Origin of the sequence: Ancylobacter mangrovi, assembly GCF_024752335.1 — a bacterium.
Classification (GTDB): domain Bacteria; phylum Pseudomonadota; class Alphaproteobacteria; order Rhizobiales; family Xanthobacteraceae; genus Ancylobacter; species Ancylobacter mangrovi.
Genome location: NZ_JANTHY010000003.1, coordinates 428,603 through 454,161, shown reverse-complemented (window position 1 = coordinate 454,161; position 25,559 = coordinate 428,603). Strand labels below are relative to the sequence as shown.

Here is a 25,559-nt window from a genome sequence, read left to right as displayed (position 1 = left end):
CTTAAACGGCCCGATTTAGGGTTCGTTTACCGGCCGCAACGGAAGCGGGGACGCTGATCCCGGAAGGGGCAAGGGGAATGGGCATGTTCGCAGGTCGAGGCAATGGCGAGCGGCGCGAGCCGGTGTTGAGCACGCCCGGCTTCCGGTCCGAGCTGCGCCTCACCTCCGAGGACCGCCCCACCCTCGATTCCGCCCCCATGGCGCGCGAGCGCGGCGCCTCGCGCACCGGCGCCGCCGCGAAAGCGGGCAAGGGGAGCGGAAACGGGGGCGGACGTGCCGCCGGCAACCGCCAGGGCGGCTCGCGTGCGGCGAACGGCGGCGGCGGGCGCGGCACCGCGCGCCCCTCAGGCGGTGGCGGCGGACGTGGCGGACGCCCGCGCCGCGGACGCTTCGCCCGGCTGCTCTACTGGGGCTTCGTGCTGTGCATCTGGGGGGGCATCGGCCTCGCCGGCCTCATCGCCTACGAGGCGAGCCAGCTTCCCCCGATCCAGAACCTCGCCATTCCCGAGCGCCCGCCCACCGTCACCATCAAGGGCGTCGACGGCACCACCATCGCCACGCGCGGCGAGATGGGCGGGGCCAGCGTGCCGCTGCGCGCCCTGCCGCCCTACCTGCCGCAGGCCTTCGTCGCCATCGAGGACCGGCGCTTCTACTCGCATTTCGGCCTCGACCCGCTCGGCCTCGCCCGCGCGATGTTCGTGAACATCACCACCGGGCGGCTGCGCGAGGGCGGCTCGACGCTGACCCAGCAGCTCGCCAAGAATCTGTTCCTGACCCAGGAACGCACCATCTCGCGCAAGATCCAGGAGCTCATCCTCTCCATCTGGCTGGAGACCAAGTACTCCAAGAACCAGATCCTCGAGCTCTATGTGAACCGCGTCTATTTCGGTGCCGGCGCTTATGGCGTGGAGGCCGCCGCCCAGCGCTATTTCGGCAAGTCCGCGCGCCAGCTCACCCTGTCGGAATCGGCGATGCTGGCGGGGCTGGTGAAGTCGCCCTCCGCCCTCGCCCCGACCCACAATCTCGACGGCGCGCAGGCCCGCGCGGCCATCGTGCTGGGGGCGATGGAGGATGCCGACTTCATCTCCCCGGAGATGGAGAAGACCGCGCTCGCCCATCCCGCCACCCTCGCCAAGGGCCGCGGCCCGGATTCGACCGGCTATGCCGCCGACTGGGTGATGGACCGGCTGAAGGCCGCCATCGGCCCGATCGACCACGACCTCGTGGTCGAGACCACGCTCGACCCCTCGCTGGAGGCGGTCGCCAGCGATGCGCTGAAGACCACGCTCGACAAGGACGGCAAGAAATACGGCGTCGAGCAGGGCGCGGTGGTGCTGATGGACACCAATGGCGGGGTGAAGGCGCTGGTCGGCGGCAAGTCCTATGAGGAGAGCCAGTTCAACCGCGCCGTCACCGCCAAGCGCCAGCCGGGCTCGGCCTTCAAGCCCTTCGTCTACCTCACCGCGCTCGAGCGCGGCCTCACCCCGGAAACGGTGCGCGAGGATGCGCCGATCCAGATCAAGGGCTGGAAGCCGGAGAACTACTCGCACAAATATCGCGGCCCGGTGGAGCTGAAGACCGCCCTCGCCTTCTCGCTCAACACGGTGGCAGTGCGTCTCGCGATGGAGGTCGGGCCAGCCGAGGTGATCAAGACCGCGCACCGGCTCGGCATCACCTCGAAGCTGGAGCCCAACGCCTCGATCGCGCTCGGCACCTCGGAGGTCTCGGTGCTGGAGCTCGTCGGCGCCTACGCGCCCTTCGCCAATGGCGGGGTCGGCATCACGCCGCACGTCATCGAGCGCGTGCGCGACGCCTCCGGCAAGGTCATCTATTCCTACGACCAGCCGAGCCGCGGCATGGTGATGGCGCCGCCGCACGTCGCCATGATGAACCGGATGATGCGCGAGACGCTGCTGGTCGGCACCGCGCGCCACGCCGACCTGCCGGGCTGGCCGGCCGGCGGCAAGACCGGCACCAGCCAGGACTACCGCGACGCCTGGTTCGTCGGCTACACCGGCCGCTTCGTCGCCGGGGTCTGGCTCGGCAACGACGATTCCTCGCCCACCAAGCGCGCCGGCGGCTCGGGCCTGCCGGTGACGATCTGGAGCGAGGTGATGAAGGCTGCCCACAAGGGCCTGCCGGTGGTTCAGCTTCCCGGCACCGGCACCTACCAGCCCGGCGACCTGCCGCCCGGCGACGTGAGCGACGAGCCCATGGTCACCAGCGAGCCGCAGCCCTCGGACGGGCACAAGCCCGCCACCATCGACAACTGGCTGCTCGACAAGCTGTTCGGCCGCGGCTGAGGCGGGGGCCCTCTGCCCGCCCGCCTTTGTCTGCGTGGCCCACCCGGAGCCCGCGCGGTTATTCCCCCGTGCCGTAGCGGTGCAGCTCGGCGCCGTGCTTCTTCAGCCAGCGCTCGGCGGCGTGGCGCTCGGGGAACAGCCGGTCGACCAGCGCCCAGAAGCGCGGGCCGTGGTTCATCTCGCGCCGGTGCGCCACCTCGTGCGCGGCGAGGTAGTCCAGCACGAAGGCCGGGGCCAGGATCAGCCGCCAGGAATAGGACAGCGCCCCGTTCGCGGAGCACGAGCCCCAGCGGCTCGCCGTGTCGCGCAGCGTCACCCGGCTGATCGAGACGCCGAGCGCGCGCGCATGGCGGTGCGAGGCCTCCACCAGGTCGCGCCGCGCCTCGCGCTTGAGGAAGTCGGCGACCCGGCGCGGCACATGGGCGACGTTGCCGGCGACATGCAGCACCGGCTCCTCCTCGCCCCCCGTCCACACCGTGCCGCGCGCCTCGGGCCGGTGGACGATGCGATGGGGCACGCCCCGCACCGGGATCACCGCGCCCTCGACGAAAGCCACCACCTCCGGCAGACGGGCGAGCCGCACCTCAATCCAGCCGACATGGCGGCGGGCGAAGTCCAGCGCCTCGCGCAGCGATCCGCGCTCGGGCATGGTCAGCACCACGTCGCGCGTCGCCGCGCGCACACGGAGCGTGTAGCGCCGGGCCCGGGCGTTGCGCTTGAGCGTGACGGCGACCTCGCCGGTCGTCAGCTGCAGCGTGACCTGGGACGGTTCGGGATGGACCGGCGCCTTCTGGCGCGCGGTCTCTCGGGCGCGGAACAGCATCGCGGGCGGCCTCGGGCGTATCGTGCCGGAATCGGGCCGCCATTATGGGGACCGGCGGGCCCGGGCGCCATAGGCGCGCGCCCGGCCTTCGGAGCCCCGCTTCGCCCCCTCTCAGCGCGCGGCGCGGCGCCGGCTGCGGTCCTGCACCGGCTGGTAGGCGATGCGCGCGTGGAAGGCGCAATAGGGCAGGCCGATCTTGGTGCGGCTGCCGCAATAGAAGAAATCGTCCTTGCCGGGGTCCCCCACCGGCCAGCGGCAGGTGAACTCGGTCAGGTCGAGGATGGTGCAGCGCTCGGCCATCGGCACCACATTGGCGACCGGATCCGGCATTTCCTCCGGCTCCGGCTCCACCGCCACCCGGGCGGCGGTCGCCAGCGCCGTGTTGCCGTGGATGACCGGCCGGCTCGACACGTTGCTGGTGGTCACCGGGCGCGGCTTGCGCGGGCGCGGCGCCGGGGCGCTCATCGGCTTGGCGCGGCCGGAGAGCCCGAGGCGGTGCACCTTGCCGATCACCGCATTGCGGGTGACACCGCCGAGCTCGGCCGCGATCTGGCTCGCGGAGAGCCCTTCGGACCAGAGTTTCTTGAGCAACTCGACGCGCTCATCCGTCCAGTTCATCGCTGTGCCTCCTTCGCCTTCCCGGTCTTGGCCTTCCCAGGGCGCGGGCGGAATCCTTCAGCCCTCCGGCCGAGGGGAGCCCCGACCAGGATGAACGCCGCTAACGCCACAGGAAATGCCGCCGCACGAGATGTCGTATCTGACAGGCAGGAGGCTACAATATGCGTAGACTCGCGGACAGTAGGTTCACGTCCGAAACGATTGTTTTCCCCAATTGAGAGTCCGCGCGGCAACACTCCGGCGAGGAGCCGAGTCGGATCAAGGACTTGACTCGGCAGCGCTTCAGGGCCGCGGGCGCGCCGCTGTTGACCCCTGCGGCCTCTTCTATAGAATTCGACGCATCGGGTGCCGCCCCCGCAAGGGCGGCACGTTTCGTTTTGGGACTGCCCCTGACCCGCTACCGAGGCGGCCGCGGGCGCGTGGAGAGAGAGGGAGGGGACAGATGATCGATCCCATCCTGCCGACCTATAACCGTGTGGACCTCGTCTTCGAACGGGGAGAGGGCGCCTGGCTCTTCACCAAGGACGGCGAACGATATCTCGACTTCACCGCGGGCATCGCCGTGAACGTGCTCGGCCACGCCCATCCCCATCTGGTGGCGGCGCTGACCGAGCAGGCCGGCAAGCTCTGGCACATCTCGAACGTGTTCCGCATCGAGGGCGGCGAGCGTCTGGCGAAGCGCCTGACCGAAGCCACCTTCGCCGACACCATGTTCTTCACCAATTCGGGTGCGGAAGCGCTGGAATGCGCGATCAAGATGGCGCGCAAGTACCACGACGCCAATGGCGCGCCCGAGCGCTACCGCATGATCACCTTCGAGGGCGCCTTCCACGGGCGCACCCTCGCGACCATCGCCGCCGGCGGCAACCCGAAATATCTGGAGGGCTTCGGCCCTGCCATGCCCGGCTTCGACCAGGTGCCGTTCGGCGACCTCGCGGCGGTGCGGGCCGTCATCGGGCCGCAGACCGGCGCCATCCTGATCGAGCCGGTGCAGGGCGAGGGCGGCGTGCGTACCGCCTCGTGGGCGTTCCTGCGCGAGCTGCGCGCGCTGTGCGACGAGAAGGGCCTCCTGCTGATCCTCGACGAGGTGCAGTGCGGCGTCGGGCGCACCGGCAAGTTCTTCGCCCATGAATGGTCCGGCATCACGCCGGACATCATGGCCGTGGCGAAGGGCATCGGCGGCGGCTTCCCGGTCGGCGCGTGCCTCGCCAAGGAAGAGGCCGCCAAGGGCATGGTCGCGGGCACCCACGGTTCCACCTATGGCGGCAACCCGCTCGCCATGAGCGTCGCCAATGCGGTGCTCGACGTGGTGCTGGCCGAGGGCTTCATGGAGCAGGTCCAGACGACGTCGGCGCGGCTGCGCCAGAAGCTCGCCGAGCTGAAGGACCGCCACCCGGCGGTGATCGCCGAGGTGCGCGGCGAGGGCCTGCTGGTCGGCCTGCGCACCCACGTCCCCAACACCGACCTCGTCGTCGCCCTGCGCGCGGAGCACATGCTGGTGCCGACCGCAGGCGAGAACGTGGTCCGGCTGCTGCCTCCGCTCACCATCGGCGAGGAGGAGATCGAGGCGGCCTTCACCCGGCTCGACGCCGCCTGCACCAGGCTGGAGAGCGGCCTCAGGCCCGAGGCCGAGAAGCAAGCCGTGAAGGGAGCGGCGGCATGAACACGAACGCACACCCGACAAATGCGCCCGCCAACGGCGCGGCCAATGGCGCCGTGAAGCATTTCCTCGACCTCGACCTGCTGCCGCCGCAGGAGCTGCGCGGGCTGATCGAGCTCTCGCGCGACCTGAAGAGCCGGCGCCACGAGGTCGCGGCGGAGAAGCCCTTCGGCGGCAAGGTGCTGGCGATGGTGTTCGACCAGCCCTCGACCCGCACCCGCATCTCCTTCGACGTCGCCATGCGCCAGCTCGGCGGCGAGACCATCATGCTCACCGGCGCCGAGATGCAGCTTGGCCGCGGCGAGACCATCGCCGACACGGCGAAGGTGCTCTCGCGCTATGTCGACGCGATCATGATCCGCATCCTCGACCACCACGCGCTCGAGGAGCTCGCCCGCCACGCCAGCGTGCCGGTCATCAACGGCCTGACGCGCGACAGCCATCCCTGCCAGATCATGGCCGACGTCATGACCTTCGAGGAGCATCGCGGGCCGATCACCGGGCGCACCGTCGCCTGGACCGGCGATGCCAACAACGTGCTGGCCTCCTGGGTGCAGGCGGCGCAGCGCTTCGACTTCGCGCTCAACGTCGCCACCCCGCCCGAGCTCACCCCGCGCCCGGCGCTGGTCGACTGGGCGCGCGCGAACGGCGCGCGGGTGAATTTCGGCACCGACCCGGAGGCGGCGGTGGAGGGCGTGGACTGCGTCGTCACCGACACCTGGGTGTCGATGGGCGATGCCGAGTACGAGCGCCGGCACAATTTGCTGCGCCCCTACCAGGTCAACGGCGCGCTGATGAAGCGCGCCGCACCGGACGCGATCTTCATGCACTGCCTGCCCGCCCATCGCGGCGAGGAAGTCACCGACGAGGTGATGGACGGCCCGCAGTCGGTGGTGTTCGACGAGGCCGAGAACCGCCTGCACGCGCAGAAGGGCATCCTCGCCTGGTGCCTCGAAGGCGCCGCGGCGTAGCCGCAGCGGGAAGGCAGGCGGCGCCAGGAGGCAGCCGCCGCCCCTCTCACTAGTGAAAGCGGAAACGCTGGCGCGCCCCTCTCCCGCTGGGAGAGGGGACATTGGCACGCCCTTCCTCACCTCCGCCGAGAAGTCGGAGAGACGCGCCCGAGCAATCGCCCTATCCGCGTCGCGCGTCCGACCTCGCCGCCTCCCCCGGCCCCGAACCTGCGACGCCCCGCGCCGCAAATCCCCGCCGGTACCCATATGCGCCGCCCCCCTCGCATTCGGCCCGGGGCTTGCCTATATGGGCGCACGGAGCCGCCATGACATCACATACCGATCCCCATAGCCGCGCGCCCGCCGCCGAAGCGGTGGACGACCGCGTTACCCCCTTCCACGTCGACGGGCTCGACGTGCGCGGGCGCATCGTGCGCCTGGGCACGACGCTCGACGCCGTGCTCGCCCATCACGACTATCCGCCGGTGGTCAAGCGCCTGCTCGGCGAGGCGGTCGCGCTCACCGTGCTGCTCGGCTCGACGCTGAAGATCGAGGGCCGCTTCATCCTGCAGACCCGCACCGACGGGCCGGTCGACCTGCTGGTGGTGGACTTCACCGCCCCGCAGGACGTGCGCGCCTATGCCCGCTTCGACCTTGAGCGCCTGCGCGCGGCCGAGGAAGCCGCGTCCGCCGGCGCCGGGCCAGACAGCGGCGTCCTGCTGGGCTCCGGCCATCTCGCCATGACCATCGACCAGGGCCTCTCGGCCAACCGCTACCAGGGCGTGGTGGCGCTGGAAGGCGGCGGGCTGGAGGCGGCGGCGCACGAGTATTTCACCCAGTCCGAGCAGATCCCCACCCGCGTACGCCTCGCCGTCGCCGAGGAGGTGCGCCCGGGCGGCGCCGCCTCCTCCTGGCGCGCCGGCGGGCTGATGGTGCAGTTCCTGCCCACCGAGGGCGGGCGCATCCGCACGGCCGACCTGCATCCGGGCGACGCGCCCGAGGGCACCGAGATCCCCGAGACGCAGGAGGACGACGCCTGGGTCGAGACGCAGTCGCTGATCGGCACGCTGGAGGATGTCGAGCTGGTCGACGGCGCGTTGTCGAGCGAGCGGCTGCTGTTCCGCCTGTTCCACGAGCGCGGCGTGCGGGTGTTCGACGCCGAGAACGTCGTCGCCCGCTGTTCCTGCTCGCGCGAGCGGGTGATGAACGTGCTGACGAGCTTCCCGCCCGAGGAGCGCGCCGACCTCGTCGAGGACGGCAAGGTCTCGGTCACCTGCGAGTTCTGCGGGCGCAGCTACGACTTCCGGGCCGAGGAGATCGTCGAGGCCGAGGGCCCTCAGGGCTGAGCCCGGCGCGCGGCACCCGCCGGCGGGGCCGGGAACGGCTCGACATGGGTCTCCGCGGTGCGCCCGATATAGAGCGCGCGGCGGCCGGAGAACGAGACCACATAGCCCGCGCATCCCGCCTGCACCGCCTTGCGGCAGAAGCCGCCATAGGTGTAGCCGGGCGCCTGCTGCTGCGCCTCGCGGATCGCGGCCTGGACCATCGCGCCGTCGAAGCGCGCCGCGACCGGCCCACCGGCCGCGCGGGCGGGCAGTTCGAGGCTCTCCCCGTCCGGCAGGTAATAGGTCGCGACCGCGCGCCGGAAGTCGACGGCGTAGCCCTCGAATCCGGCCTGTGCCAGCGTCCCGACGATCTCGGGAAAGCTCCGTGTGCCGTCCTCGGCCCCGGCGAGGCAGGCCCGGGCGACGGCTTGCTGCTGTTCGTTCATGGACGTGCTCCGTGGATGACGACGCAATCAGGCGACCGGCACGCCGCGCATCCCGCCGCGCTCGGCCAGGCGCTTCAGCAGGCGCTCGAGGCTCGCGCGCTCCTCGTCGGAGAGGCCAGCGAAGAACTCCTCGTCGTTGCGGTCGGCCAGCGCGGCGAGTTCGGGCACGAGGCCCGCGCCGCGCTCGGTGAGTGTGAGGGTCTGTGCCCGCCCGTCCCGCGCGCTCGCCTCGCGCCGTAGCAGCGCCTTGGCGATCAGGCGGTCGGCGAGCTTGGTGATGGCGCCCCGCGTCATCCCCATCTCGTCCGCGACGCGGCTGGGCGGCATCGGGTCGCGGCCGTAGAGGGTGCGCAGCACGCACCATTCCGCGACCGTCACCTCCCGCTCCGCCAGCTTCTGCGCGAAGGCCTGCGAGGCGTGGTTCGACACCATGCGCAGCCAGAAGCCGAGATGGGTGGTGAGGTTCGAAACCGTGGAGATCGAAGCCATGGCCCTCTCTTTGGTTGACTAGGAAACTATATCGAATCAGTTTCCTAGTCAACCATATTCGCAAGGCGGCTCTGTACGCCGGGGCGGCTCAGGGCCGCCCGCACTCGGCAATCAGCCCGGCGAGGAAGCGCTCGCAGGCGCGAAGCTGGCTCACCTCGATGAACTCGTCCGGCTTATGCGCCTGGTCGATCGAGCCCGGCCCGCAGACGATGGTCGGAATCCCCTGCTCCTGGAAGTGCCCGCCCTCGGTGCCGTAGGAGACCGTATGGGTCCGGTTCTGCCCGGCGAGGCGCAGCGCCAGCAGTTCGGCCATCGAGCCCGTCTGCGGCGCCAGCGGCGGCACGGTGTAGACCGGCACCGTGCCGATCGAGGCTTCCGGCGCGCTCGCCTTCAGCTTGGGCAGCACCACCTCCTCGGCGAAGCGCTCGAAGCGCGCCAGCAGCGGGCCGATGTCGAACTCCGGCAGGCCGCGCACGTTCCAGCGCAGCGCGCACTGGCGCGGCACGATGTTGCCCGCCGTGCCGCCCTCGATCACCGTCACCTGCACCGTGGTGCTGGGCGGGTCGAAGCGGCCGGAGGGGTCGCCGGCCTCGATCAGCTCGGCGCGATAGCGGTCGAGTTCGCCCACCAGCTCGGCGGCGGCGAAGATGGCGTTGGCGCCGAGCTGCGGCATCGAGGAATGCGCCTCGCGCCCAGTCACCGTGGTCACGAAGGCCATGCCGGACTTGTGCGCGTCCACCACCCGCATCGAGGTCGGCTCGCCGACGATGCACGCGCGGGGCAAGGGCAGGTCGACGCCCAGCTTCCGCACCGCCGGCACCACGCCGGTGCAGCCCACCTCCTCGTCATAGGAGACGATCAGGTGGATCGGCGTCGCCAGCTTCGCCGCCGTCATCGCCGGCACTGCGCCGAGGCAGGCGGCGAGGAAGCCCTTCATGTCGCAGGAGCCGCGCCCGTAGAGCCGCCCGTCGGCGGGCGTCAGCGTGAACGGGTCGCTCGACCAGGACTGGCCGTCCACCGGCACCACGTCGGAATGGCCGGACAGGCACACCCCGCCGACGCCCGGGGGCCCGATGGTGGCGAACAGGCTCGCCTTGTCGCCGGCCTCGCTGGGGATGGTGACGCTCTCCACCCCGTAGGCGGAAAGATAGTCGCGCACGAAGCCGATCAGTTCGAGGTTGGAGTTGCGGCTGGTGGTGTCGAAGGCGACCAGATGGGCGAGAAGTTCCTCGGTCGTGGTCGGTCCGGCCAGCATTGCGTTTCCTCATCGATGGTACGCCGCAGCATAGGCTGCTTCGGCGCCGCACCCAATCCCGCAATGGCGCCGTCCCCGGCCGGATTCGCCCCACCCCCGCGCCTCGGCGGGCGATGCTCAGCGCCGCCAGAAGCTCGGCAGAAACAGCACCAGCACGGTGAACAGCTCCAGCCGCCCGAGCAGCATCGCGAAGGACAGCAGCCAGATCACATGGTCCGGCAGGCTGGCGAAGTTCTGCGACGGGCCGACCACCGGGCCGAGGCCCGGCCCCACATTCGCCAGCGCCGTAATCGAGGCTGAGAACGAGGTGATCAGGTCGAAGCCGAGCGCGTTCACCACGATGCCGATCACCAGGAAGGTGGCGAGGTAGAGGAACGCAAAGGAAAGCACCGAGGCCACCACGTCGTCGCCGATCGGCTTGCCGCCGTAGCGCACCGGGAACACGCCGTTGGGATAGATGATGCGCCGCAAATGCTGGCCCAGCGCCGAGCCGAGGATGGCGATGCGGAAGCTCTTCATGCCGCCCGCGGTCGAGCCGGTGCAGGCGCCGAGGAACATGACGATGAAGTAGAGCGCATCGGTCGGCGGTCCCCAATTGGTGTAGTCGACCGCGACGAAGCCGGTAGTCGACATCAGCGTCACCACGTTGAACAACGCGTGGCGCATCGCCTCCTCGCCATGGGCGATGTTGCCGCGCACCTGCTCGACGAAGGAGATCAGCGCGAACAGCACCACGAGCGACAGGAACAGCCGCACCTCGGTGTTGGCGACCAGCCGGCTGAAATCGCCGGCCAGCACGCGCACATAGAGCACGAAGGGCAGCGAGCCCGAGAGCATGAAGAAGATCGCCGCATACTCGATCGCCGGGCTGTGGAAATAGCCGATCGAGGCGTCATGGGTGGAGAAGCCGCCGGTGGAGATGGTCGCCATGGCGTGCGCCACCGCGTCGAAAACGCTCATGCCGCAGATCGCATAAGTGAAGGCGCAGGCGACGGTGAGCAGCACATAGGTGCCGACGATGCCCTTGGCGAGCTGGGCCGCGCGCGGCAGCACCTTCTCCGACTTGTCGGAGGATTCGGCGCGGAAGAGCTGCATGCCGCCGATCCGCAGCATGGGCAGCAGCGCCATCGCCAGCACGATGATCCCGACGCCGCCGTACCAGTGCAGGAAGGCGCGCCAGATCAGGATGCCGGCCGGCCGGTGATCGAGCCCGGAGATCACCGTCGCGCCAGTGGTGGTTAGGCCCGACATCGCCTCGAAATAAGCGTCGGTGAAGGAGAGCGCGGTGTTCGCCCACATGAAGGGGATGGCGGCAAACGCCGAGAGCAGCCCCCAGCTCGCCGTCGTCAACACGAAAGCCTGGCGCAGGTCGAGCTTCTCCACCTCGCTGGTGCGGCCGGCGAGCCAGAGCGAGAGACCGACGAAGGCGGTGATGACCGCCGCCGCGGCGTAGACGACGTAGTCCCCCTCGCCCGTGACGACGTCCACGAGCGCCGGAATCATCATCGTGGTGCCGAGGATGGTAAGCAGCACGCCGAGGATGGCGGCGATCGGGCGAAGATCGATCACGAGGGGCTGGGACCGTGTATCGCGACTGAGGCTCGGCGGCGTGCCGGCGTGAGACTCGGCGCACCATAGCCGCTTCGCCGGGGCGCCGGAAGCCGCCGGGAGGAATGAGGTGGAGCGGTCCGTCGGCCGCGCGGTTTCGCCGTCAGTTCAGCGTGCGCGCCGCGCCCGGCAGGTCGAGCGAGAAGGCCGGCACTTCGGCGTCGAACATCTCTCCGCTCTGGGTGACGAGGTTGTAGCTGCCCTCCATGATCCCGGTGGAGGTCGGCAGCGGCACGCCGCTCGTATATTCGAAATGCGCGCCCGGCGGCAGCACCGGCTCCTCGCCGACCACCCCGGCCCCGCGCACCTCCTGCACCCGACCGAGCGCGTCGGTGATGATCCAGTGCCGCGACTTGAGCTGCACCGTGTCGACGCCGAGGTTCACGATCTCGACCGTATAGGCCCAGAAATACTGGCCGCGCTCGGGATCCGAGCGCTCGGGCGAGAAGCGCGGCGTCACCGTGACCTGCACGCCCTTCGTCGTCGCCCGGTACATGAAGTCTCCTTCCCGCCCCGCCGCTCGGGGTCGATACGGCTCCAGTCAAGGGCTTTTGGCCGGCAAGGGCAAGGTGGGGCGGCCTCACGAGCACGTTTCGTCCCACCGCCCGGCGCCGCCGGCCCGCCCTTCGCTTCAGAGCGCCTGCAGCGCGCGCACGGCGTCGTCGGTCAGGTCGTCGACATGCTCGAGCCCGACCGAGAGCCGCACCATGCCGTCGGAGATGCCCATCTGCGCCCGCGCCTCGGGAGTGAATCGCTGGTGCGTGGTGGTCGCGGGATGGGTGACGAGGCTCTTGGCGTCACCGAGATTGTTGGAGATGCGCGCCACCTTCAGCGCGTTGAGGAAGCGGAAGGCGCCGGCCTTGCCGCCCTCGACCTCGAACGTCACCAGCGTGCCGCCCCCGCGCATCTGGCGCCTGGCGAGATCGTGCTGGGGATGGTCGGCGCGGTAGGGGTAGATCACCTTGGTCACGCCGGGCTGCGCCGCCAGCCGGTCCGCCAGCGTCGTCGCGCTCGCCTGCGCGCGCTCGATGCGCAGCGGCAGCGTCTCGAGGCCCTTGAGCATCACCCAGGCGTTGAAGGGCGAGACCGAGGGGCCGGTCTGGCGCAGGAAGGTCTGCAGGTGGTCGGTCAGGAACTTCTCCGAGCCCAGCACCACGCCGGCGAGGCACCGCCCCTGCCCGTCAATGTGCTTGGTCGCGGAATAGACCACCACGTCGGCGCCGAGGGCGAGCGGGCTCTGCAGCATCGGCGTGGCGAACACGTTGTCGACCACGAGGCACGCGCCGGCCGCCTTCGAGATTTCCGCCACCGCGGCGATGTCGACCAGTTCCAGCGTCGGATTGGTCGGGCTCTCGAGGAACAGCACCTTGGTCTCGGGCCGGATCGCCGCCTTCCAGGCGTCAAGGTCGGTGCCGTCGACCAGCGTCGAGGCGACGCCGAAGCGCGGCAGCAGTTCCTCGATCACATAGCGGCAGGAACCGAACAGCGCGCGCGCCGCCACCACATGGTCGCCCGCCTTGAGCTGGCACAGCAGCGCCGCCGTCACCGCCGCCATGCCCGACGCCGTCGCCCGCGCCATCTCGGCCCCCTCCAGCAGCGCGAGGCGGGTCTCGAACATCGCCGCGGTCGGGTTGGAATAGCGGGTGTAGATGAAGCCGGGGTCCTCGCCCTTGAAGCGGGCCTCCGCCTGCTCGGCGGTGTCGTAGACATAGCCCTGGGTCAGGTAGAGCGCTTCCGCGGTCTCGCCGAAGGGCGAGCGCAGGATGCCGCCATGCACGAGGCGCGTGTCCGGGCGCAGCGCGGCGATCTCGGCGGGCGAGAGCTTGTCGGTGGAGGAACTGGCATTGGAGGACATCGGCGGCTCCGGTCATAAATGCCGGGGCGCCCGCGCAAGAGATGCGCGTCCCCGGCCTTTTAGCATCCTTGTTTAGCGTGGCGGCAAGCCGGCCGGCTCAAAGGACCACGTCAGCGGCAATTACTCCCGCCGCCCGCTTGGCGTCAAGGGGCGCGTCCGGTAAACCGAACGCACGCTGCGGGACGGAGTACACGCGTGACGGATTTTGGTCTGACCGGCGAGGGCATTCTGCCTGGCCATGCCATCGAGGCGCTGGCCGGGCGCGGCGCCATCCTCTCCGCGCGCCCCTTCGACGAGGACCAGGTGCAGCCGGCGAGCCTCGACCTGCGGCTCGGCCCGGTCGCCTGGCGCATCCGCGCCAGCTTCCTGCCCGGCCCGCGCGAGACCGTGGCCGAGCGGCTCGACGGCGTGCGGCTGCACGAGCTCGACCTGTCGGGCGGCGAGGTGCTGGAGACCGGCTGCGTCTATCTGGTGGAGCTCGAGGAGGCGCTGGCGCTGCCCGCCGACATCGCCGCCTCGGCTAACCCGAAGAGCTCGACCGGCCGGCTCGACATCTTCACCCGCGTCATCGCCGACCGCACCCGCGCCTTCGACGTGGTGCCCGCCGGCTATCAGGGCAAGCTCTATCTCGAGATCAGCCCTCGCACCTTCCCGATCCTGGTGCGTCAGGGCTCGCGGCTGTCGCAGATCCGCTTCCGGCGCGGCGACGCGCGGCTCGACGAGGCCGAGCTCGCCGCCCTCAACACCTCCGACCGGCTGGTCGACGCCATGAGCCCGGACGTCGCCGGCGGCGGCATCGCGGTCAGCGTCGACCTGTCCGGCGCCGGCTTCAGCGGCCTGCTCGGCTTCCGCGCCAAGCGCCACACCGGCCTCATCGACGTCGACAGGCGCGCCGCCTGCGAGGTCGAGGACTACTGGGAGCCGCTGATGACGCGCGGCCGGCGCGAGCTCATCCTCGACCCGGATGCGTTCTACATCCTCGCCTCCAAGGAAGCCGTGCACGTGCCCCCGACCCATGCGGCGGAGATGGTGCCGTTCGACCCGCTGGTGGGCGAGTTTCGCGTCCACTATGCCGGCTTCTTCGACCCCGGCTTCGGCCACGCCGCCGCCGGCGGGCTCGGGGCGCGCGCGGTGCTGGAGGTGCGCTCGCGCGAGGTGCCCTTCATGCTGGAGGACGGCCAGATCGTCGGCCGCCTCGTCTATGAGCGCATGATGGAGCGCCCGCGCACGCTTTATGGCGAGGCGCTCGGCTCCAACTACCAGGCCCAGGGCCTGAAGCTCTCCAAGCACTTCCGAAGCTGGTCGCGCGAAGGCTGAAGGCGCGCCGGCTCACCCCGCCGGCGGGTCGCGGCCCTCGACGAAGGCGCGGATCAGATGGTGGGCGATCGCCATCTGCGGCGGCGCCGTGAGCCCGTCGGGATGGGTGCGCGCGAGCAGCAGCGCCGCCTCCTCGCGCGCGAACCAGCGTGCCCCTTCCAGCTCCACCGGGTCGATGGTGATGTCGGTGCTTTCCGCCTGCAGGTGGAAGCCGATCATCACCGACATCGGGAACGGCCAGGGCTGGCAGGCGAGATAGCGCGCCTGCCCGGTGCGGATGCCCGCCTCCTCCCAGGTCTCGCGCCGCGCCGCCTGCTCGAAGGTCTCGCCTGGTTCGACGAAGCCGGCAAGGCACGACCACATGCCGGGCGCGAAGCGGGGCGAGCGCCCGAGCAGGCACCGCTCCCCGTCTACCGTGAGCATGATCACCACCGGATCGGTGCGCGGGAAATGCTGCGCCCCGCATTCGGGGCATTCGCGCCGCCATCCGCCCTCGCCGACATTCAGCCGACCGCCGCAATTGGAGCAGAAGGTGCGCCGCGCGTGCCAGGCCAGCATCGCCTTGGCGGTGGCGAGCTCGCCGATCTCCTCCGCGCTCACCAGCCCCTCGACCGCGATGCTGCGCAGGTCGACCATGTGCAGGTCCTCGCGCTCGGTCAGCGGCGCCAGCGCCGCCGCATGCAGCGGCAGCACGAAATGCGGCGCCAGCCCGTCGAGCCCGAGCAGGCAGGCTTCCGCCGAGCGCCCGCCAAGCCCGGCTGCCTCGGAGAGCGGGAACAGCGCGCTGAAGCCCCCCTCGGTCCGCCGCAGCACGATGGTGTCGCCGGCGATCAGGCAGGCCAGCGCGCGCGGATCCTCCAGCAGCGCCGCCGCCTCGCTGCGCCTCTCGCTGGCGCGGTCGAGGCTGGCGCCGGTATAGCCGAGATGCGGCCAGGGGCCGAAACGCTCGAGCACGGTGTCCCTCGTCATGCCGACGCTCCCAGCGCCGCGCGCAGCTTGGAGCCGAACATCATCGCCTGCGGCGCCGCATGGCTCCGGCGCTCGCCCACGCCCCATACCGGGCCGGGCCAGGCCGGATCGCCCTCGAAGCGGGCGATCACGTGCACATGGAGCTGGCGCACCATGTTGCCGAGCGCGGCGACGTTCAGCTTGTGGCAGTTCGTCACCGCCTTCAGCGCCCGGCTCGCCGCGTCGATCTCCGCGCTCAGCGTCGCCCGGTCGGACGGGTCGAGGTCGATCAGCTCCACCAGCTCCGGCCGGCGCGGCACAAGGATCAGCCAGGGAAAGCGCGCATCGTCCATCAGCCGCACGGTGCACAGCGAAAGATCGGTCACCGGGAAGCTGTGGGCCTCGAGGCGCGGATCGAGAAGGAAGGCGGGCGTTTGCGCGGTCATCGCTGGGCGGGGCTCGATTCGGCGGTCGGAAGGAGGAAGGGCGGTCGCGGAGCTGACGGATGGAGACGGGGCGACGCCCACCTATACCCGGAAGGCAGGCGCCGGCGCCATCCGCTTCGCCGGCCATCAGCCATGCCGCCCGCCCGGCTCTTCACATAGGCGAGAACTTACCGCCGGGAAGCCCCGTCCCCGTTGACGGCGGCCATGTCGAGACGCGAGCATGGACGGCGGAGGGGGCTCCCGCGCATCACATGCCACGCCCTGATACGGCCACGTCGCGACGCATGCGTCACGGCGGCCCGGCCGCGTCACGGCATTCCGGCGGTGCGCGTTCATCGGAAAAACGATCATGTTCCAATGCATCGGCTATGCGGCCCAGGATGCCGCGTCACCGCTCGCGCCGTTCAGCTTCGAGCGCCGCGACACGGGCCCGCACGACGTCCATATCGAGATCCTGTATTGCGGCGTCTGCCATTCCGACCTGCACCAGTCCCGCAACGACTGGTCCAACTCGCTCTACCCGATGGTACCGGGCCACGAGATCGTCGGGCGGGTGGTGGGCGTCGGCGCGCAGGTCACCAAGCTGAAGGCGGGCGATTATGCGGGCGTGGGCTGCCTCGTCGATTCCTGCCGCGAATGCGCCGCCTGCACCGCCGACCTCGAGCAGTACTGCCTCAACATGCCGACCCCGACCTATAACGGGCGCGAGCGCAACGGCGAGGCACTCACCTTCGGCGGCTATTCCGACCAGATCGTCGTTGACCAGCGCTTCGTGGTGAAGATTCCCGACACGCTCGACCTCAAGGGCGCGGCGCCACTGCTGTGCGCGGGCATCACCACCTATTCGCCGCTGAAGCACTGGAAGGTCGGCCTAGGCCAGAAGGTCGGCGTCATCGGCCTCGGCGGGCTCGGCCATATGGGCGTGAAGTTCGCCAAGGCGCTCGGCGCCCACGTCACCATGATCACCACCTCGCCGGAGAAGGGCCGCGACGCGCTCCATCTCGGCGCCGACGAGGTGCTGGTCTCGCGCGACGCGGACGCCATGGCGAAGGCGGCGGGGAGCTTCGACTTCCTGCTCAACACCATCCCCGTCGGCCACGACATGAACCCCTATCTCGGCCTGCTCAAGCTCGACGGCGCCATGGCGATCGTCGGCGCCCTCACCCCACTCGACCCGGTGCTGGGCGCCCACCTCATCATGGGCCGCAAGAGCATCGCCGGCTCGGCCATCGGGGGGCTCGCCGAGACGCAGGAGATGATCGATTTCTGCGCCGAGCACGGCATCCTCGCCGACATCGAGATGATCGCCATCGCCGACATCAACGCCGCCTATGAGCGGATGCTGAAGAACGACGTGAAGTACCGCTTCGTCATCGACATGGCGTCGCTGAAGGTGGCCGCAGCCGCCGCCTGAGGCCAGGTCCGCCGCCAGCGGCAACACAGAAAACGGCCATCGCCGGCATGCGCGCCGGCGATGGCCCCTGCCCGCAAGCCTCGATTGTCGATGATGCGGCTTTGTTCTAGTGAAGGGGCGCGCCGCCTTCCCGCGGCCGCCCGAGTGCCCTTCCGATGACGATGAACGCCCCGGCGGAGCTGGCCCGCCGCTCCGCCATGCCGGTCCTGGTCGCGCTGAGCGTCGCGCATCTGCTCAACGACATGATGCAGTCGCTGATCCCGGCGATCTACCCGATCATCAAGCAGACCTACGCGCTCGACTTCGGCCAGATCGGCCTCATCACCCTCGCCTTCCAGATCTCGGCCTCGCTGCTGCAGCCCGCCGTCGGGCTCTATACTGACCGCCGGCCGATGCCGAACTCCATGGCCATCGGCATGGGGTTCACCTTCGTCGGGCTGATCGGCCTCGCCTATGCCGGCAGCTTCGCGCTGCTGCTCACGGCGGCAGCGTGCGTGGGCATCGGCTCCTCCATCTTCCACCCGGAAGCCACCCGCATGGCGCGCAGCGCCTCCGGCGGGCGCTACGGCTTCGCACAGGGCCTGTTCCAGGTCGGCGGACAGTTCGGCCAGGCGGTCGGCCCGCTGCTGGCGGCCTTCATCGTGGTGCCGCACGGCCAGGTCAGCCTCGCCTGGTTCTCCGCCGTCGCCCTGCTCGCCATGATGATCCTCGGCTGGACCGCGGCCCGCCATGCCGAGCTCGACGCCGCCCGTCCCGCGCGCCGCGCGGGGGCGCCGGGCACCGAGCCGCCGGCCCGCCCGCTGCGGCAGGTGCTGCCCGCGCTTCTCATCCTCATCGCGCTGCTGTGCTCGAAGACCGCCTATACGGCGAGCTTCACCTCCTTCTACACCTTCTACCTGATCGAGCAGTTCCAGGTGTCGGTGCAGGTCTCCCAGCTCATGCTGTTCCTGTTCCTCGTCTCCTCGGCGGCGGGCGTGCTGTTCGGCGGCATCGTCGGCGACCGGATCGGGCGCAACAAGGTGATCTGGTTCTCCATCCTCGGCGCCCTGCCCTTCACCATCGCCCTGCCCCATGTCGGGCTGGTGGCGACCGCGGTGCTCACCGTGGTGATCAACCTCATCATGTCGAGCGCCTTCGCCGCCATACTGGTCTACGCCATCGAGCTGCTGCCGCACCGCGTCGGCCTCATCGGCGGCTTCTTCTACGGGCTGGTGTTCGGCCTCGGCGGGCTGGCGGCGGCGGCGCTCGGCCTGCTGGCGGACCATTACGGCATCGACGTCGTCTACCAGCTCTGCGCCTTCCTGCCGGCCTTCGGCCTGCTCGCCTGGTTCCTGCCGAGCCTCAGGTCCGCGCGCGAAGCATAAGCGCGCGGGCGGGTGCGGCGCCGGGCGGCCCTCCCGGCCGTGCCCGGCGGGCGTAGAATGGCATCGTCGCCCGTGAGTCGACATCCCGCCCGTCCCGCTCCGCCCCTCCGCCGGAACCCGCCATGACAGACCTGCGCACGCTCTACCCGCCGATCGAGCCCTTCGAGAGCGGCATGCTCGACGTCGGCGACGGCCATTCCATCTATTACGAGCGCGTGGGCACGAAGGGCGCCAAGCCCGCCGTGTTCCTGCATGGCGGGCCGGGCGCGGGCATCTCGCCGGACTATCGCCGCCTGTTCGACCCCGCGCGCTACGAGGTGGTGCTGTTCGACCAGCGCGGCTGCGGGCGCTCGGTGCCCTATGCCGACCTCACCGACAACACCACCTGGCACCTCGTCGCCGACATCGAGCGGCTGCGCGAGACCTTCGGCTTCGAGAAATGGCAGGTCTTCGGCGGCTCCTGGGGCTCGACGCTGGCACTCGCCTATGCCGAAACCCATCCCGACCGGGTGTCGGAGCTGATCCTGCGCGGCGTCTACACCCTCACCCGCGCCGAGCTCGACTGGTATTACCGCTTCGGCGTCTCGGAGATGTTCCCCGACAAATGGGAGCGCTTCCTCGCCCCGCTGTCGCCGGAAGGCCGCGCCGACCCGGTCCGCGCCTATCGCGCCCTGCTCACCGGCGACGACGAGGCGAGGAAGCTCGAGGCGGCCAAAGCGTGGTCGATCTGGGAGGGCGAGACCATCACCCTGCTGCCCAACCCGGCCTTCACCGCGCCCTGGCTGGACGGGCATTTCGCCCTCGCCTTCGCGCGGATCGAGAACCACTATTTCTTCCACAACGCCTGGCTCGACGAGCGCCAGCTTCTCGACAACGCGCATCGCCTCGCCGGCATTCCCGGCGTCATCGTGCACGGGCGCTACGACATGCCCTGCCCCGCCCGCTACGCCTGGGAGCTGCACAAGGCCTGGCCGGATGCGCAGTTCCACCTCATCGAAGGCGCCGGCCACGCCTATTGCGAGCCGGGGATACTCGACCGGCTGATACGGGCGACGGACGGGTTCGGAGGATGAAGCGGTCAGGGGCCGACCGCTACGGGCATCGGCTGACTAAGCAATCGAGGCAACAGGCATTTTGCTGCAAGCCCGAAAGCCACCCAGTCCAAACGACCGCCAATCAGCGCTCCGTTGACAGCGCTGGCGTCGGAATTGAACCCCGGCGTTTTCAAAACCCATCGAGCTCGATCACGACCTTCCCCGGAGAAATATTCGACTATGTGCTCCTTCATATTTCTAAGATCACGGATATTTTTCCTCGAAAAAGAGTCTATCTCTGAATAATCAATATCAATACAAATACCCAGAGATATAGTCCAATCTCTATATTCAAATAATTTGTTTGCAGCTATACAAAAATAGTGATATTCCGTTCGCAACATGCGGTCATGAAAATGACTACGATCTATCATAGTATCTAGTTTAGTATTTTTTCGATCATTATTCATCTTCGCGAGCCGCTCATATTGAGCGCAGACGGCCATAGTCCAGTCAAGTAATCCTTCAAATGCCATAAAGCGCTCTTGATCGAGCGTCATAATTTGAATTTTCGCATGTTTCTTCTTACCCATCTGTGACACCTTCACGATCTTGGCGTCTCCAGTTTAGTCCGCGACAAGCTGCCCGCGGAAGCGGTTCTCCCCGACTGGCTCAGTGCCGGGAGAGCCCTTCGCTACCCCACCTAAAGGCCCTCTGTCATTTCACCCTACCCCACCTTACGCAGCAGCGCCGAATGGATCGTCATCGGCTCCAGCAGCGGCTGGGGCGCTGCGAGCATGCGGGCGTGCAGCTCCGACTCGAGCCGCGCGGCGAAGGCGGTGCGGAACGCCGCGTCCCGCGCCGGGTCGAGCGCCGCGATGAGGGACGGCATGAAGGGCGCGCGGAAGAAGCCGAGATGCCGCCCGGCCAGGGCCTCGGCGTCGCTATCGGCGCGATATGCCGGCCAGAACGGATCGGGCATCGGGCGTGCCTCCTCCGCCACCATCTCCAGCCCGGCGAAGGCGCCGGAGGCAAATGGCGCGCGCAGTTCGTCCAGCCGGCGCTCATAGACGAGGAGCGTCATCCGCCGGCGCTCCGCCGTCGTCAGCATCCCCTCGCGCTCCATCGCCTCGAGCGCCTGCTGCGTCCAGTCCATCAGCACCGGGAACGTGGTCGCCACGCCCTCGCCGAGGCACGGCTGGACCACGACCAGCGCTCCGCCCGGCTTCAGCTCGCGGGCGCGGCTGGCGAGGAAGCGGCGCCAGTCCTCCGCTGCCTGGGCAGCGAAGCGCTGCTCGACCGCCGGATCGGCGAGATGCGGCCAGACATGACCGGCGTCAGTGACCGGCGCCGCGCTCAGCCAATGGGCGGCGAACGAGCTCCAGCCGAAATCGACCGAGCCGGACGGCAGCACCTGGTCGAAATGCGACCGGCCGACCGCCGAGGCGAACACGTTGGCGTCGGCGCGCAGATAGCTTTCGCCGTCGTCGCGCAGCAGCAGGAACAGCGCCGCGAAGTCGTTGGCCGGCTGGTCGACATGCACGACCGAGATCGCCGGCTCCGCGCCGATGAGCGCCCGCGTGCGGGCCAGCGCCTCGGCGAGCGGCCGCAGCGAATTGCGTCCCTGCGCACAGCCGTAGTCGGCCAGCACCACCGGCCCCGATGGCGCCATCGATGCGAAGGCGGGGGCGATCATCGGCAGGCCGAAGGCGCCGCCCGTGGCCTGGTGGTGGGAATGGTCGTTGTAACGGCCGCCGGCCTCCATCGGCGCCGGCTGGCGCTCCCCCGCGTCGTCGGCCATGCTGCGCTCCCCCGATCCCGCGCGTTCCGCCGCGGTCCCGTGGCCAGTCTGCACGCAATCGCCCGCGACCCGAAGCGCAGACGCGCAGCTCGCGAACCGACGGCCGCCCCGCACCGCCCCCGCATCCAGCCCTTGCATCTGCCGCCCATCTGCCCGATATAGCCGGCGGGAGGTTGGCGGTGGACGAGCCACTCGCCAACCGGGTCAGGTCCGGAAGGAAGCAGCCCCAACGAGCCCGGTCTCGGGTCTCTGTCCAGCCTCCCACCCTTTTCCCGTCCCGGCCGACGACATGGCGCCGCCCGCGCGCGGCGCGACGGCTTCCCGCTCGGCCCCGCGCACGTTCCCCGCGCGCTTGCCGTTGCGGATACTTGCCTCGCCCGGCCTGCCGCTCTAGGCATTTGCGGCGCTTCCCCTGTGCAGCACCGGAGTGATCCCCATGTGGGCCATCGTCATCGTCGCGCTCAACGCCCTCACCGGCCCGCATATCCGCGTGGTCACCAAGCCGGCCGAGGTCCAGCACGTCTTCGCCAGCGAGGAGGCCTGCCAGTCCGTGCTGAAGGCCGACATCCCGTCCAAGCTGAAGGACGAGACGCGCAAGGCCTATGAGGACGGCTACCGCCGCTATTTCTGCGTGCGCGTGCGCGACGCGGATTCGCTCAGCCCCGGCAAATAGGCCGCGCGGCCGCCCGGCCCATCCGCTCCCCCGATCGCCGAACCGTTCCGCCGCGCCGCCTCCTCGCGGGCGCGGACGGGCGGCATTGCGGCCGGACGCCGGAAATTTCCCGTCCCGAGGCTCCCCTTCTTGCCCCTCCCGCACCGGGCGATGATATGAAGGGGCCATGAGCGACATCAGAACCAGCGAGAGCGACATCAGCCCCGGCGACGGCGATATCGGCACCGCCGGCAACGGCGGCGGCCCGGAAGGCGGCGCCGTCGAGACGCCGGCCATGCCCGGCCTCGGCCTCGATTCGCCCGCCCCCGGCGCCTCCCCGCCCGCCGCGCCCTACCGCGTGCTCGCGCGCAAATACCGCCCGCAGACCTTCGCCGACCTCATCGGCCAGGACGCGATGGTGCGCACGCTCCGGAACGCCTTCGCCTCCGGGCGCATCGCGCAGGCCTACATCCTCACCGGCGTGCGCGGGGTGGGAAAGACCACCACCGCCCGCATCCTGGCCCGCGCGCTGAACTATGAGCCCGCCGACGGCCCGGCCGGCGCGGGCGCGCCGACCCTCGACATGCCCGCCCTCGGCCGCCACTGCCGCGACATCATCGAGAGCCGCCATGTGGACGTGCAGGAGATGGACGCCGCCTCCAACACCGGCATCGGCGACATACGCGAGATCATCGAGGCCGCGCGCTACAAGCCGGTGCTGGCCCGCTACAAGGTCTTCATCATCGACGAAGTGCACATGCTCTCCACAGCCGCGTTCAACGGCCTGCTGAAGACGCTGGAGGAGCCTCCCGAGCATGTGAAGTTCATCTTCGCCACCACCGAGATCCGCAAGGTGCCGGTCACCGTGCTCTCGCGCTGCCAGCGCTTCGACCTGCGCCGGGTCGAGGCCGGCACCATGGCGCGGCACCTGCGCGCCATCTGCGAGGCGGAGGAGGTGGGCATCGACGTCGAGGCGCTCAGCCTCGTCGCCCGCGCGGCGGAAGGCTCGGTGCGCGACGCGCTGTCCCTGCTCGACCAGGCGATCGCCCATTCGGGAGCCCAGTCGGCCGGCGGCACCGTGCATGGCGAGCAGGTGCGCTCCCTGCTCGGCCTCGCCGACCGCGGCCGCGTCATCGACCTGTTCGAGGCGCTGATGAAGGGCGAGGTCGGCCTCGCCCTCACCGAGCTGCGCGAGCAGTACGATTCCGGCGCCGACCCGGCGGTGGTCGTCGCCGACCTCGCCGAGTTCACCCATCTCGTCACCAAGCTGAAGATCCTGCCCGAGACCGCCGACGACCCCGCCCTTGTGGAGGCCGAGCGCACGCGCGGGCGCGACTTCGCCGAGAAGCTGTCGATGCGCGTGCTGGCGCGCGCCTGGCAGATGCTGACCAAGGGCCTCGCCGAGGTGCAGCAGGCCGCCAAGCCGATCCAGGCGGCCGAGATGGTGCTGGTGCGCCTTGCCTATGCGAGCGACCTGCCCACCCCGGACGAGGCGCTGCGCCGCCTGCGCGAGGGATCGTCCGCGCCCGAGAGCCAGTCGCCGTCCCCGGCCGCGCCCGGCAATGGCGACGGCGCGGGCCGCAGCGCGAGCGCGGGCGGTGGTCCGGGCTCGGGCCCCGGCGCCGCGCTGGCGGCCGGCGGATCGCGTGGCCTTGCCGCGCCGGTCGCGTCCTCCGCGCCCTCTCCCGCCCCGACATCCGCCCCCGCTGCGGCGCCCTCGGCGGCGAGCCATCTCTCGCTGGCCGCGCGCGGCGAGCCGCGTCCCGCTCAGGCGCCGGCGCGCGAGCAGGCTCCCACGCTCGCCATCGCCAGCCTGCCCGAGCTGGTGGCGCTGGCGGCGCAGAAGCGCGACCTGCGCCTCAAATTCGCGCTGGAGAACCACATCCGCCCGGTCGCCTTCGAGGACGGCCGGATCGAGGTGGCTCTCGCGCCCGGCGGCTCGCCGGTGCTGGTGCAGGAGCTTCAGGCCAAGATTTCCGAATGGACCGGCCGGCGCTGGCTGGTCGCGCTCTCCCAGCACGAGGAGGGCGAGCCGACGCTGGCCGAGAAGGCCGCCGCCGAGCGCGACGCGATGATGACCGGCGTGCGCGCCGACCCGCTGGTGGCCGCCGTGCTGGCGCGCTTCCCCGGCGCCTCGATCGTCGACGTGCGCGCGCAGGCGCCGGACGAGGGCCCCGCCCCGGTCTCGCCGGACGAATACGAGATGATGGCCGCCGCCGGTCCCGACGACGACCCCTCGGACGACGATATCGAATTCTGATCAGGAGCCCCCATGAAAGACCTTCTCGGCATGATGTCCAAGGTGAAGGAGATGCAGGCCCGCATGGAGCAGTTGCAGGCCGATCTCGAGGCCACCGAGGTCGAGGGCGCGGCAGGCGGCGGCATGGTGACGGTGCGCCTAACCGCCAAGGGCACGCTGAAGGCCATCGCCATCGACCCGAGCCTGCTGAACCCGGATGAGGCGGAGATCCTGGAAGACCTGATCGTCGCCGCCCACACGGAAGCGCGCAGCAAGGGCGAGCGGCTGATCCAGGAGAAGACCCAGGAACTCACCGCCGGCCTGCCGATCCCGCCGGGGATGAAGCTGTTCTGAGGAAACCTCTCCAGTCCCGATCCCCGCGACCTATGGCGGGATCGGGGCCCAGAGATCCAGCATGGCGTCGGCAATCTGGCGCCGCTCGATCCGGCGCACCCCGCCTATCCGGTAGTCATAAGGCTCCCACATGGCGGAGCCGCGGAGCGACAAGCCTATTTGCATGATGAACGTACGCTCGGGGTCCGCCGGATCATAGGTTTCGACCCGCTCCGGAACTCCATGTTCATTCACCGGCCCCACCTTGAGAACGCCAGTTCTCTTTCCGCCCTCCAGCTCATGCTTTTCCATCGGCATCCTCAGTACGCCGAGATCCCGAAATACGGCCTTGAAGGCGTCGGTCTTCTCGACAGCCACGCGTTCGTTGACGACGCGAACGACTTCATAGGCGCTGCCTACCCACATCTCGGCCAGATGCAGCGCGTGATCTTCGCCTGAACCGACGTCGATGTCGTGCCGGATTGCATCGGCGATGTCGTCCTCCATGCATCGGAGCAGGACGTCCAGTTCGCCGATACGTTGAATGGCCACGGGCAGTAGCGATCTCGGCAGCCTGTAGCCGATCATCGCCACCGCTCTCCAGCGCTGCCTTATGGCTTCCTGCCGCTGCGCCGCCAGCGCGAACGCCGCGCCGATGTGTTCAGTCACGTTCATGCGT

Annotated in this window: 24 protein-coding genes, 1 other RNA gene and 1 riboswitch; of the genes, 12 read left to right on the top strand and 13 right to left on the bottom strand. The window is 69.9% G+C overall.

The window, feature by feature from the left end:
• Positions 1-83: 83 nt before the first annotated feature.
• Positions 84-2,303 carry a transglycosylase domain-containing protein gene (locus tag NVS83_RS11790; RefSeq protein WP_258739477.1) on the top strand — a complete coding sequence of 740 codons (2,220 nt, stop codon included), beginning with the start codon at positions 84-86 and terminating at the stop codon, positions 2,301-2,303.
• 58 nt (positions 2,304-2,361) lie between these two features.
• On the opposite strand, the gene NVS83_RS11785 is transcribed toward NVS83_RS11790, so the two are convergent.
• Together NVS83_RS11785 and NVS83_RS11780 are read right to left on the bottom strand one after the other, a co-directional pair.
• On the bottom strand, positions 2,362-3,126 hold the full coding sequence (locus NVS83_RS11785; RefSeq protein WP_258739476.1) for a M48 family metallopeptidase: 765 nt from the start codon (positions 3,124-3,126) through the stop codon (positions 2,362-2,364).
• 111 nt (positions 3,127-3,237) lie between these two features.
• On the bottom strand, positions 3,238-3,744 hold the full coding sequence (locus tag NVS83_RS11780; RefSeq protein ID WP_258739475.1) for a GcrA family cell cycle regulator: 507 nt from the start codon (positions 3,742-3,744) through the stop codon (positions 3,238-3,240).
• A 442-nt stretch (positions 3,745-4,186) separates the two neighbouring features.
• On the opposite strand from NVS83_RS11780, the gene NVS83_RS11775 reads away from it, so the two are divergent.
• The 3 genes from NVS83_RS11775 (at position 4,187) to NVS83_RS11765 (ending at position 7,700) form a co-directional block, all read left to right on the top strand.
• The gene (locus NVS83_RS11775) at positions 4,187-5,407 is read left to right on the top strand and encodes an aspartate aminotransferase family protein (RefSeq protein WP_258739474.1); all 1,221 of its coding nucleotides are present in this window, start codon (positions 4,187-4,189) and stop codon (positions 5,405-5,407) included.
• Positions 5,404-6,375 (top strand): ornithine carbamoyltransferase, encoded by a 972-nt coding sequence (gene argF / locus NVS83_RS11770; protein WP_258739473.1) that lies wholly within the window; start codon positions 5,404-5,406, stop codon positions 6,373-6,375. Before NVS83_RS11775 ends, argF begins: the two co-directional genes overlap by 4 nt.
• 305 nt (positions 6,376-6,680) lie before the next feature.
• Complete coding sequence (locus NVS83_RS11765) at positions 6,681-7,700, top strand: Hsp33 family molecular chaperone (protein WP_258739472.1); 1,020 nt, start codon at positions 6,681-6,683, stop codon at positions 7,698-7,700.
• On the opposite strand, the gene NVS83_RS11760 is transcribed toward NVS83_RS11765, so the two are convergent.
• From NVS83_RS11760 to NVS83_RS11735, 6 genes are all read right to left on the bottom strand, one after another.
• Complete coding sequence (locus NVS83_RS11760; protein WP_258739471.1) at positions 7,691-8,125, bottom strand: DUF1398 domain-containing protein; 435 nt, start codon at positions 8,123-8,125, stop codon at positions 7,691-7,693. The two genes, NVS83_RS11765 and NVS83_RS11760, sit on opposite strands and share 10 nt — an antisense overlap.
• A 27-nt stretch (positions 8,126-8,152) precedes the next feature.
• The gene (locus NVS83_RS11755; RefSeq protein ID WP_258739470.1) at positions 8,153-8,614 is read right to left on the bottom strand and encodes a MarR family winged helix-turn-helix transcriptional regulator; all 462 of its coding nucleotides are present in this window, start codon (positions 8,612-8,614) and stop codon (positions 8,153-8,155) included.
• Positions 8,615-8,702: 88 nt separating this feature from the next.
• Positions 8,703-9,869, bottom strand: coding sequence for an acetylornithine deacetylase (argE, locus tag NVS83_RS11750; RefSeq protein ID WP_258739469.1), 1,167 nt, complete (start codon positions 9,867-9,869; stop codon positions 8,703-8,705).
• Between the two features lie 117 nt (positions 9,870-9,986).
• Positions 9,987-11,438 carry a TrkH family potassium uptake protein gene (locus NVS83_RS11745; RefSeq protein ID WP_258732546.1) on the bottom strand — a complete coding sequence of 484 codons (1,452 nt, stop codon included), beginning with the start codon at positions 11,436-11,438 and terminating at the stop codon, positions 9,987-9,989.
• Between the two features lie 142 nt (positions 11,439-11,580).
• Positions 11,581-11,973, bottom strand: coding sequence for a Co2+/Mg2+ efflux facilitator ApaG/CorD (gene apaG, locus NVS83_RS11740; protein WP_258739468.1), 393 nt, complete (start codon positions 11,971-11,973; stop codon positions 11,581-11,583).
• 135 nt (positions 11,974-12,108) lie between these two features.
• Positions 12,109-13,332 carry an O-succinylhomoserine sulfhydrylase gene (locus NVS83_RS11735; RefSeq protein ID WP_258739467.1) on the bottom strand — a complete coding sequence of 408 codons (1,224 nt, stop codon included), beginning with the start codon at positions 13,330-13,332 and terminating at the stop codon, positions 12,109-12,111.
• Between the two features lie 39 nt (positions 13,333-13,371).
• A riboswitch (SAM riboswitch) is annotated at positions 13,372-13,451 on the bottom strand.
• Between the two features lie 76 nt (positions 13,452-13,527).
• Between NVS83_RS11735 and NVS83_RS11730 the strand changes: the two genes are divergently transcribed.
• Positions 13,528-14,649: a 2'-deoxycytidine 5'-triphosphate deaminase gene (locus NVS83_RS11730; RefSeq protein ID WP_258739466.1), complete on the top strand. Its 1,122-nt coding sequence runs from the start codon at positions 13,528-13,530 to the stop codon at positions 14,647-14,649.
• A 12-nt stretch (positions 14,650-14,661) separates the two neighbouring features.
• Here NVS83_RS11730 and nudC read toward each other — a convergent pair whose 3' ends face one another.
• Together nudC and NVS83_RS11720 are read right to left on the bottom strand one after the other, a co-directional pair.
• Positions 14,662-15,618: an NAD(+) diphosphatase gene (gene nudC, locus NVS83_RS11725; RefSeq protein WP_258739465.1), complete on the bottom strand. Its 957-nt coding sequence runs from the start codon at positions 15,616-15,618 to the stop codon at positions 14,662-14,664.
• The gene (locus NVS83_RS11720) at positions 15,615-16,043 is read right to left on the bottom strand and encodes an HIT domain-containing protein (protein ID WP_258739464.1); all 429 of its coding nucleotides are present in this window, start codon (positions 16,041-16,043) and stop codon (positions 15,615-15,617) included. Before NVS83_RS11720 ends, nudC begins: the two co-directional genes overlap by 4 nt.
• A gap of 349 nt (positions 16,044-16,392) precedes the next feature.
• Between NVS83_RS11720 and NVS83_RS11715 the strand changes: the two genes are divergently transcribed.
• From NVS83_RS11715 to pip, 3 genes are all read left to right on the top strand, one after another.
• Positions 16,393-17,457, top strand: a complete 1,065-nt coding sequence (locus tag NVS83_RS11715; RefSeq protein ID WP_258739463.1) for an NAD(P)-dependent alcohol dehydrogenase — start codon at positions 16,393-16,395, stop codon at positions 17,455-17,457.
• Positions 17,458-17,612: 155 nt separating this feature from the next.
• Entirely contained in the window at positions 17,613-18,821 is a 1,209-nt protein-coding gene (locus tag NVS83_RS11710) for an MFS transporter (RefSeq protein ID WP_258732538.1), read from the top strand.
• A 122-nt stretch (positions 18,822-18,943) separates the two neighbouring features.
• A complete protein-coding gene (pip, locus tag NVS83_RS11705) occupies positions 18,944-19,894 on the top strand; it encodes a prolyl aminopeptidase (RefSeq protein WP_258739462.1) in 951 nt (316 codons plus the stop codon).
• Between the two features lie 5 nt (positions 19,895-19,899).
• Here pip and NVS83_RS11700 read toward each other — a convergent pair whose 3' ends face one another.
• Positions 19,900-20,448 carry a hypothetical protein gene (locus NVS83_RS11700; protein ID WP_258739461.1) on the bottom strand — a complete coding sequence of 183 codons (549 nt, stop codon included), beginning with the start codon at positions 20,446-20,448 and terminating at the stop codon, positions 19,900-19,902.
• A gap of 134 nt (positions 20,449-20,582) precedes the next feature.
• On the bottom strand, positions 20,583-21,656 hold the full coding sequence (locus tag NVS83_RS11695; RefSeq protein ID WP_258739460.1) for a class I SAM-dependent methyltransferase: 1,074 nt from the start codon (positions 21,654-21,656) through the stop codon (positions 20,583-20,585).
• A gap of 167 nt (positions 21,657-21,823) precedes the next feature.
• On the opposite strand from NVS83_RS11695, the gene ffs reads away from it, so the two are divergent.
• From ffs to NVS83_RS11675, 4 genes are all read left to right on the top strand, one after another.
• An RNA gene (gene ffs, locus NVS83_RS11690) (signal recognition particle sRNA small type) lies at positions 21,824-21,922 on the top strand.
• A gap of 170 nt (positions 21,923-22,092) precedes the next feature.
• Entirely contained in the window at positions 22,093-22,329 is a 237-nt protein-coding gene (locus tag NVS83_RS11685; protein WP_258739459.1) for a hypothetical protein, read from the top strand.
• Between the two features lie 274 nt (positions 22,330-22,603).
• A complete protein-coding gene (locus tag NVS83_RS11680; RefSeq protein WP_258739755.1) occupies positions 22,604-24,568 on the top strand; it encodes a DNA polymerase III subunit gamma/tau in 1,965 nt (654 codons plus the stop codon).
• A gap of 12 nt (positions 24,569-24,580) precedes the next feature.
• Entirely contained in the window at positions 24,581-24,901 is a 321-nt protein-coding gene (locus tag NVS83_RS11675; RefSeq protein ID WP_258732534.1) for a YbaB/EbfC family nucleoid-associated protein, read from the top strand.
• Positions 24,902-24,931: 30 nt separating this feature from the next.
• Here the strand turns inward: NVS83_RS11675 and NVS83_RS11670 are convergent, their stop codons facing one another.
• The gene (locus tag NVS83_RS11670) at positions 24,932-25,555 is read right to left on the bottom strand and encodes a hypothetical protein (RefSeq protein ID WP_258739457.1); all 624 of its coding nucleotides are present in this window, start codon (positions 25,553-25,555) and stop codon (positions 24,932-24,934) included.
• Positions 25,556-25,559: the final 4 nt, after the last annotated feature.

Coding starts and splice junctions, on each gene's coding strand:
- NVS83_RS11790 (WP_258739477.1), top strand. CDS start 84: ATGTTCGCAGGTCGAGGCAATGGCGAGCGGCGCGAGCCGGTGTTGAGC.
- NVS83_RS11785 (WP_258739476.1), bottom strand. CDS start 3,126: ATGCTGTTCCGCGCCCGAGAGACCGCGCGCCAGAAGGCGCCGGTCCAT.
- NVS83_RS11780 (WP_258739475.1), bottom strand. CDS start 3,744: ATGAACTGGACGGATGAGCGCGTCGAGTTGCTCAAGAAACTCTGGTCC.
- NVS83_RS11775 (WP_258739474.1), top strand. CDS start 4,187: ATGATCGATCCCATCCTGCCGACCTATAACCGTGTGGACCTCGTCTTC.
- argF (WP_258739473.1), top strand. CDS start 5,404: ATGAACACGAACGCACACCCGACAAATGCGCCCGCCAACGGCGCGGCC.
- NVS83_RS11765 (WP_258739472.1), top strand. CDS start 6,681: ATGACATCACATACCGATCCCCATAGCCGCGCGCCCGCCGCCGAAGCG.
- NVS83_RS11760 (WP_258739471.1), bottom strand. CDS start 8,125: ATGAACGAACAGCAGCAAGCCGTCGCCCGGGCCTGCCTCGCCGGGGCC.
- NVS83_RS11755 (WP_258739470.1), bottom strand. CDS start 8,614: ATGGCTTCGATCTCCACGGTTTCGAACCTCACCACCCATCTCGGCTTC.
- argE (WP_258739469.1), bottom strand. CDS start 9,869: ATGCTGGCCGGACCGACCACGACCGAGGAACTTCTCGCCCATCTGGTC.
- apaG (WP_258739468.1), bottom strand. CDS start 11,973: ATGTACCGGGCGACGACGAAGGGCGTGCAGGTCACGGTGACGCCGCGC.
- NVS83_RS11735 (WP_258739467.1), bottom strand. CDS start 13,332: ATGTCCTCCAATGCCAGTTCCTCCACCGACAAGCTCTCGCCCGCCGAG.
- nudC (WP_258739465.1), bottom strand. CDS start 15,618: ATGACGAGGGACACCGTGCTCGAGCGTTTCGGCCCCTGGCCGCATCTC.
- NVS83_RS11720 (WP_258739464.1), bottom strand. CDS start 16,043: ATGACCGCGCAAACGCCCGCCTTCCTTCTCGATCCGCGCCTCGAGGCC.
- NVS83_RS11715 (WP_258739463.1), top strand. CDS start 16,393: ATGTTCCAATGCATCGGCTATGCGGCCCAGGATGCCGCGTCACCGCTC.
- NVS83_RS11710 (WP_258732538.1), top strand. CDS start 17,613: ATGACGATGAACGCCCCGGCGGAGCTGGCCCGCCGCTCCGCCATGCCG.
- pip (WP_258739462.1), top strand. CDS start 18,944: ATGACAGACCTGCGCACGCTCTACCCGCCGATCGAGCCCTTCGAGAGC.
- NVS83_RS11700 (WP_258739461.1), bottom strand. CDS start 20,448: ATGGGTAAGAAGAAACATGCGAAAATTCAAATTATGACGCTCGATCAA.
- NVS83_RS11695 (WP_258739460.1), bottom strand. CDS start 21,656: ATGGCCGACGACGCGGGGGAGCGCCAGCCGGCGCCGATGGAGGCCGGC.
- NVS83_RS11685 (WP_258739459.1), top strand. CDS start 22,093: ATGTGGGCCATCGTCATCGTCGCGCTCAACGCCCTCACCGGCCCGCAT.
- NVS83_RS11680 (WP_258739755.1), top strand. CDS start 22,604: ATGCCCGGCCTCGGCCTCGATTCGCCCGCCCCCGGCGCCTCCCCGCCC.
- NVS83_RS11675 (WP_258732534.1), top strand. CDS start 24,581: ATGAAAGACCTTCTCGGCATGATGTCCAAGGTGAAGGAGATGCAGGCC.
- NVS83_RS11670 (WP_258739457.1), bottom strand. CDS start 25,555: ATGAACGTGACTGAACACATCGGCGCGGCGTTCGCGCTGGCGGCGCAG.